5 protein-coding genes and 1 riboswitch are annotated in these 7558 nt (G+C 71.1%); of the genes, 2 read left to right on the top strand and 3 right to left on the bottom strand.

The window, feature by feature from the left end:
• Window positions 1–32 precede the first annotated feature (32 nt).
• Window positions 33–3731 (bottom strand): methionine synthase, encoded by a 3699-nt coding sequence (metH, locus tag AH6_RS41770; RefSeq protein ID WP_067491993.1) that lies wholly within the window; start codon window positions 3729–3731, stop codon window positions 33–35.
• A gap of 16 nt (window positions 3732–3747) precedes the next feature.
• Window positions 3748–3824: riboswitch (S-adenosyl-L-homocysteine riboswitch) on the bottom strand.
• Between the two features lie 93 nt (window positions 3825–3917).
• On the bottom strand, window positions 3918–4739 hold the full coding sequence (locus tag AH6_RS41765) for a DUF2470 domain-containing protein (protein WP_245679710.1): 822 nt from the start codon (window positions 4737–4739) through the stop codon (window positions 3918–3920).
• Window positions 4740–4809: 70 nt separating this feature from the next.
• Between AH6_RS41765 and rpsD the strand changes: the two genes are divergently transcribed.
• Entirely contained in the window at window positions 4810–5415 is a 606-nt protein-coding gene (gene rpsD / locus AH6_RS41760; RefSeq protein ID WP_067491991.1) for a 30S ribosomal protein S4, read from the top strand.
• A 94-nt stretch (window positions 5416–5509) separates the two neighbouring features.
• A complete protein-coding gene (locus tag AH6_RS41755; RefSeq protein WP_083983975.1) occupies window positions 5510–6397 on the top strand; it encodes a TauD/TfdA dioxygenase family protein in 888 nt (295 codons plus the stop codon).
• Window positions 6398–6472: 75 nt separating this feature from the next.
• Here the strand turns inward: AH6_RS41755 and AH6_RS41750 are convergent, their stop codons facing one another.
• Entirely contained in the window at window positions 6473–6976 is a 504-nt protein-coding gene (locus tag AH6_RS41750) for a MarR family winged helix-turn-helix transcriptional regulator (protein WP_245679709.1), read from the bottom strand.
• Between the last annotated feature and the right edge of the window lie 582 nt (window positions 6977–7558).

The following is a 7558-nucleotide window of genomic DNA, read 5'->3' as shown; positions in this document are numbered from 1 at the left end:
GCCAGGCGAGCCCCCTGGGCCGGGGCTTCAAACTACTTCGGGTCGTAGTCCAGGTTGGGACGGAGCCACTGCTCCACCTCGCCCAGCGGCATCCCCCGCCGCTCGGCGTAGTCCTCGATCTGGTCGCGCCCCAGCCGCCCCACCGTGAAGTACCGCGACTCCGGGTGCTGGAAGATCAGGCCGCTGACGCTGGCCGCCGGGGTCATCGCGAACGACGTGGTCAGCCCCATCCCCAGCTTCTCCGATTCCAGCAGCTCGAACAGTTCCTTCTTCAGGCTGTGGTCCGGGCTGGCCGGGTAGCCCAGCGCCGGGCGGATGCCGCGGAAGCGCTCGGCGTGCAGGTCCTCCAGCACCGGGTCGGCGTCCGGCTCGAACCAGGCGCGCCGGGCCGCCAGGTGCACGTGCTCGGCGAACGCCTCGGCAAGCCGGTCGGCCAGCGCCTTGACCATGATCGCCTTGTAGTCGTCGCCGTCGGCCTCGTAGGCGGCGGCCAGCTCGTCGGCGCCGTGGATCGACACCGCGAAGCCGCCGAGGTGGTCACCGGCGGGGGCGACGTAGTCGGCGAGGCAGCGGTTGGGACGGCCTTCGGGCTTGGCAGTCTGCTGGCGCAACATCGGCATCCGCACCCGCTCGCCCTCACCCGCCGCACCCGCGCCCGCCGCGCCCGAGTCCCGCTCCCCCGCGCCCACGCCCGTCGCACCCGCGCCCGGGTCCAGCACGATGTCGTCGCCCTCCGAACGAGCGGGCCAGAACGCGTACGCCCCGCGCGCCCGGAACGAGCCGTTGGCGATGATCTCGTCCAGCAGCGCGTTGCCCTCGTCGAACAGCTCGCGGGCCTGCGGCTGCTCCAGGATCGCCGGGTACTTGCCCTTCAGCTCCCAGGCCAGGAAGAAGAACTGCCAGTCGATCATGGTGCGCAGTTCGGCGATGGACGGCTCGACGACGCGCAGCCCGGTGAACTCCGGCGTCGGCAGGTCCTCGAACGACACCTTCTCCGGGTTGGCGCGGGCCTGCGACACCGGCAGCAGCGGCTGCTGGCGCCGGGTCTCGTGCTGCTTGCGCAGCCGCTCCTGCTCGACGCGGTTGGCTTCGCCCAGCGTCGCGGCGCGGTCCTCGTCCAGCAGGTCCGACACCACGCCGACCACGCGCGAGGCGTCCAGCACGTGCACGGTGGTGCCGTCGTAGGCGGGGGCGATCCGCACGGCGGTGTGCTGGCGGGAGGTGGTCGCGCCGCCGATCAGCAGCGGGATCTTCAGCCCGCGGCGCTCCATCTCGGTGGCGACGGTGACCATCTCGTCCAGCGACGGGGTGATCAGCCCGGACAGGCCGATGGCGTCGGCGTCCTGCTCGACCGCGATGTCGATGATCTTGGCGGCGGGCACCATCACGCCGAGGTCGGTGACCTCGTAGTTGTTGCAGCCCAGCACCACGCCCACGATGTTCTTGCCGATGTCGTGCACGTCGCCCTTGACGGTGGCGAGCACGACCCGGCCGTTGCCGCGCGCGGCCTGCTGCTCGGCCTCGGTCAGCTCGGCCTTGGCGGCCTCGATGTAGGGCTCCAGGTAGGCGACCGAGCGCTTCATCACCCGGGCGCTCTTGACCACCTGCGGCAGGAACATCTTGCCGGACCCGAACAGGTCGCCGACGATCTTCATGCCGTCCATCAGCGGGCCCTCGATGACGTCCAGGGGGCGGGCGGCCGCCAGCCGGGCCTCCTCGGTGTCCTCGATGATGAAGTCCACGATGCCGTGCACCAGCGCGTGCGCCAGCCGCTCGGCGACCGGGGCCTCGCGCCAGGACAGGTCGACCTCGCGCTTGGTGCCCTTGCCGCCGACGGTCTCGGCGAAGGAGACCAGCCGGTCGGTGGCGTCGGGGCGGCGGGCGAACAGCACGTCCTCGACGCGCTCCAGCAGGTCGGCCGGGATGTCCTGGTAGACCGCGAGCTGCCCGGCGTTGACGATGCCCATGTCCAGCCCGGCGCGCACCGCGTACAGCAGGAACGCCGAGTGCATGGCCTCGCGGACCACGTCGTTGCCGCGGAAGGAGAACGACAGGTTGGAGATGCCGCCGCTGGTGCGGGCGCCGGGGCAGCGCTCCTTGATCAGCGGCAGCGCGTCGATGAACGCCTTGGCGTACCCGTCGTGCTCGCTGATGCCGGTGGCGACCGCCAGCACGTTGGGGTCGAAGATGATGTCCTCGGCTGGGAAGCCGACCTTCTGGGTGAGCAGGTCGTAGGCGCGGGCGCAGATCTCGACCTTGCGCTCGGTGGTGTCGGCCTGGCCCTGCTCGTCGAAGGCCATCACCACGACGCCCGCGCCGTAGGAACGGATCTTGCGGGCCTGCTCCAGGAAGGGCTCCTCGCCCTCCTTGAGGCTGATGGAGTTGACCACGCCCTTGCCCTGCACGCACTTCAGCCCGGCCTCCAGCACGCTCCACCGCGAGCTGTCGACCATGATCGGGATGCGGGCGGCCTCGGGCTCGGTGGCCAGCAGGTTGAGGAAGGTGACCATGGCCTGCTCGCTGTCGAGCAGGTCGGCGTCCATGTTGACGTCCAGCAGGTTGGCGCCGCCGCGCACCTGCTCCAGCGCGACGTCCACCGCGGCCTGGAAGTCGCCGGACTCGATCAGCTTGCGGAACCGGGCCGAGCCGGTCACGTTGGTGCGCTCGCCGATCATCACGAAGCCGGTGTCGGGGCCGATCTCGAACGGCTCCAGCCCGCTGAAGCGGGTGGCGGCCGGGCGCTCGGGCACCGGGCGCGGCGCGACCTCCTTGACGGCGGCGGCGATCTTCGCGATGTGCGCGGGGGTGGTGCCGCAACAACCGCCCGCGACGTTGATCATGCCCTCGGCGGCGAACTGGCCGACCAGCCGGCCGGTCTCCTCGGGGGTCTGGTCGTAGCCGCCGAACGCGTTGGGCAGGCCCGCGTTGGGGTGGCTCGCGGTGTAGGTGCCGGCCAGCCGCGCGAGGTCGGCCACGTGCGGGCGCATCTCGGTGGCGCCGAGCGAGCAGTTGACGCCGACGACCAGCGGGTCGGCGTGCTCGATGGAGTTCCAGAACGCCTCGACGGTCTGGCCGGACAACGTGCGCCCGGACAGGTCCACGATCGTCACCGAGATCCACAGCGGCAGCTCGGGGGCGACCGCCTTGGCGGCGTCGATGGCGGCCTTGGCGTTGAGCGTGTCGAAGATCGTCTCGATCAGCAGCACGTCCACGCCGCCGTCGGCCAGCCCCTTGATCTGCTCGGCGTAGGAGGCGAACACCTCGTCGTAGCCGACCGCCCGGTACGCCGGGTCCTCCACGCGCGGCGACAACGACAGCGTGACGTTCAGCGGGCCGATCGAGCCCGCCACGAACCGGCCGCCGAACTCGTCGGCCGCCTGCCGCGCCAGCCGCGCGCCCGCCAGGTTCATCTCGCGCACCATCGACTCCAGGCCGTAGTCGGCCTGCCCGATGCTGGTGGCGGTGAAGGTGTTGGTGGTGGTGATGTCGGCGCCCGCCGCCAGGTACTGGCGGTGCACGTCGAGGATGACGTCGGGGCGGGTCAGGTTGAGCAGGTCGGGGTCGCCGGTGACGTCCTTCGGATGGTCCTCGGTGATCAGTTCGCCGCGGTAATCGGCCGGGTTGAGCGAGGCGTTCTGCAGCATCGTGCCCCAGGCGCCGTCCAGGACCGCGACACGTTCCTTCAGCAGCTCCCGCAGCGCCTGGGCGCCGGGGCGGTTCGACGTGGTCACAGCACACCTTCCCTAGGTCGGGAAGGCGCCCTTGTTCCGTCACTGGTGTGCCGAGCGTGGCGGGCGAGGCCCGTTGCAGCGCCTCTCGGCACCTCCGAGGATAACGGACGACACCGGGGACGGCCGTGCCCGGCGGGGATCGGAGCGACGGCGCAGAGCACCTTTGACGACTACAAAGGTGCCATCCTAGGCGGTGGCGAACAGGCGCCGGTAGACGCCGCGCAGACCGTCCAGATCGTGGACGGGCTCGGAGAACGCCAGCCGCAGCGCGAACGGTTCCGGGGCGTCGGGCGCGGGGACCGAGCAGCGCAGCCAGATGCCGTGCCGGTCGAGCGCCAGCGGCCGCACGACGGGGGCGGGCGCGCCGGTTCCGGCGCCGGGCAGGACGAGGTCGTCCAGCAGGCCCACCAGCTCGTCGCGGTGGCAGGCGTCCAGGTGGGTGAGGATGCCGGCCTCGATCGCGGTGAACGGGTCGGGCGCGGCGGCCTGGTAGTCCTCCGGCTCCAGGGTGGCGCTCCCCCAGGCGTCCTCGATCTCGATCTCGGCGATCTCCAGGGCGAGGATCGTCCACTCGGTGGGCCCGTCGCTCTCCACGCCTTCGGCCGCCAGGTCGAGCAGCTCGGGGCGCGGGTGCAGGCGGGACAGGCGGAGCGCGGCGGGGCGGCGCTCCAGGTCGTCGACCTCGGTGAGCCAGCCGTGCAGCCAGGCGCGGCCGCGCATCCGGTCGGGCAGGGCGACGGGCGCGACGTCGGCGATGCGCAGGGTGGCGGGGAGGTCGGGCTCGCCCGCTAGCGCCGCGACGACCGGGGAGGCGCTGGGCATGAGGAGCAGCGGGCGGCCGTTCTCGTCAGTGGTGTGGGCGGGCACCGGCGCGTAGGGGATGCCGGGCGCGACCACGACGCCGTCGGCCACCCCGTAGGCGAGGGTGCGGGCGCGCTCCCCCGGCGTCGGGGCGCCCGCGGTGCGCGCCGGGCAGGTCCCGGCCTCTCCCATGGTGCTCTCGGTCATCTGCCGCCTCCTTGACGTCATAGGTTAGGCTTGCCTAACTAAGGCTTACCTAACCACATGGAGGTGCACGTTGAACAACTCCCGTCCGAAGGTCCGGCTGTCACGGGCCCTGGGCATCCCGCTGACCCCGAAGAGCGTGAAGTACTTCGAGGCGCGCCCGTACCCGCCGGGCGTGCACGGGCGCGCCCGCAAGAACGAGTCCGACTACAAGGTGCGGCTGCGCGAGAAGCAGCGGCTGCGCGCGCAGTACAACATCCGCGAGAAGCAGCTCGCCAACGCCTTCACCAAGGCCACCAAGGCCGAGGGCAAGACGGGCGAGGCGCTGCTGGTGGACCTGGAGCGCCGGCTGGACGCCCTGGTGCTGCGGTCCGGCTTCGCCCGCACGATCTACCAGGCGCGGCAGTTCGTGGTGCACCGGCACGTGCTGGTGAACGGCCGCCGGGTGGACCGGCCGTCCTACCGGCTGCGCCCCGGCGACGTGATCACCATCGCCGAGCGCAGCCGCCCGATGGTGCCGTTCCAGGTGGCGGCGGCCGGCGGGCACAGCGAGAAGGTGCCGCCCTACCTGGACGTGCGGCACGACGCGCTGGCGGCGCAGTTGGTGCGGCTGCCCGAGCGGCGCGAGATCCCGGTGGTCTGCGACGAGCAGCTCGTGGTGGAGCACTACTCGCGGTAGTGGGCGCGCCGAGGGCTGGACAGGTGTCCGTCTCCATCGGATAGCATCAACCTAGCGGTTGCTTGGTCGCGTACTCCGATGGAGGCCCCCGGACATGATCGAATTCCACCCCATGACCCGGAACATCGGCGCCGAGGTGAGCGGCGTCGACCTCGGCAAGCCCCTGGACGAGGAGCAGGCGCAGATCCTGCGCACCGGTCTGCTGGACCACATGGTGCTGTTCTTCCGCGACCAGGAGATCACCGACGAGCAGCACGTGGCGTTCGCCAAGCAGTTCGGCACCGCCAACCTGCCGCCGATGGACACCTCCGGCAGCGCCGTCCACGTCCTGGACCAGACCGACCCCAAGGGCGAGGGCGGCGACCAGTGGCACAGCGACAACACCTTCATGAAGGTGCCCCCGATGGGATCGCTGCTGCGCGCGGTCATCCTGCCCGAGGTGGGCGGCGACACCCTGTGGGCGAACATGTACATGGCCTACGACTCGCTCGCGCCGTGGCTGCAGAAGTTGTGCGACGAGCTGTACGCCGAGCACGACCTGACGATGTCGGTGTCCAAGGCGATCGACAAGGGCCACCGGATGGACCTGCGCGAGCTGCAGGAGAAGAACCCGCCGTCGCTCCACCCGGTGGTGCGCATCCACCCGGAGACCGGCCGCAAGGCCCTCTACGTGAACCGGTCGTCGGTGACGCGCCTGATCGGCCTGTCGCGACGCGAGAACGAGGCGCTGCTGCCGCTGCTGTTCGACGCGGTCCGCGACCCGCAGTTCCAGGTGCGCCTGAAGTGGCGCGTGGGGACGCTGGCGTTCTGGGACAACCGCCCGACGCAGCACTACGCGGTGGCGGACTACACGCAGCGGCGCAAGATGCACCGCGTGACGATCAACTGCCCGGAGGGCATCGACGACGGTGTGCCGAAGGGCGTGAACGGGGTGACGGGGGCGGACTCGCCGGCTGAGGCTGCGGCGGCGCGGTACCTGTAGGCCGTCTGGTTGTAGGCCGTCTGGTTGACCTGGCCGATTTAGCCGATTTGGCCGGACGCTTCGCGCGCGGCGGACTCAGCGCAAGGCGCCGAGTTCGTCGCGGGCGTGGGCGCGCAGGATGCCCAGGGCCTCGACGAGGGTGCGGCGCTGCTCTTGGGTGAGCGGTCCGGCGAAGTGCTGGTCGAGGGTTTCGGCGTGGACGCGCAGGGCTTCGTCGAGCTTGTCGCGCCCGGCCGGGGTGAGCTCCACGAACTGACGCCGCCGGTCACCGGACGCGACCCGTCGCCGCACCAGCCCGGCTTCTTCCATGCGGTCGATCAGCCGGGTGGCACCGCCGCTGGTGAGGATCATCTCTCCGGCGAGCCCGCCCATGGTGCGGGGACACTCGGCCCCGGCGTCGGAGAGGCGGAGCAGCGCCTCGAAGGTGGCGTGCTTGATGCCGCAGCGCCGCTCCAGCTCACGACCGGCGATGCGCTCCAGTGAGGTGGCGGCGGCGAGGAGCGTGCCGAACTCGTGCACGACCGGAGCCGGTTCGACCGGAGCCGATTCGCCGGACAGCGCCATCTTCGCCCTTTCCACGCTCTGGGCAACAGGCTAGGGGTGCTGGGTGTTCCTTGACGGTAGATCTTGCACGGTTTGGTTGGGAGGTGGTCGCCTATCCCGGTCATGTGGGCTGTGTCTGAGCAGCAGGCTCAAGCGGCGCTCTATACGTGATACGTGACCGGCGACCTCGGCCGACGTTCCGTACCCGACCGACACCCCTGGCTCCGCGCTCCGCGCGTGCACAACTATCTCAAGCTCGCGCTTCGCACCTGTTCAACAACCCCGGCCCCGCGCTCTGCGCGTGATCAACAGCCTCAAGCTCGTGCTCCGCGCTATGCCCGCGCTTTGCTTCAAGCCCGCGCTCCGCGTCAAGCCCGCGCTCCGCGCTAAAAGCACGCTCCGCGCCAGAACCGCGCTCCGCGCCAAGGGCACGCTCCGCGTTAAAGGCACGCTCCGCGTTTGGCGCTCCGCGCAACTACCTCAACCCGCGCTCCGCGCGTGCCCAACGGCGCCAGCCCCGCGCCCGAACCTGACCAACAACCCCAACCCCGCGCCCCGCACCTGACCACCGACCCCAGCCCCGCGCCCGAACATGCCCACTGACCCTGGCCACCGGGG

It is taken from the genome of Actinomadura hibisca NBRC 15177 (genome assembly GCF_001552635.1).
GTDB lineage: Bacteria > Actinomycetota > Actinomycetes > Streptosporangiales > Streptosporangiaceae > Spirillospora > Spirillospora hibisca.
The sequence above is the reverse complement of the archived record's forward strand: the minus strand, read 5'-3'. Positions and strand labels throughout refer to the sequence as shown.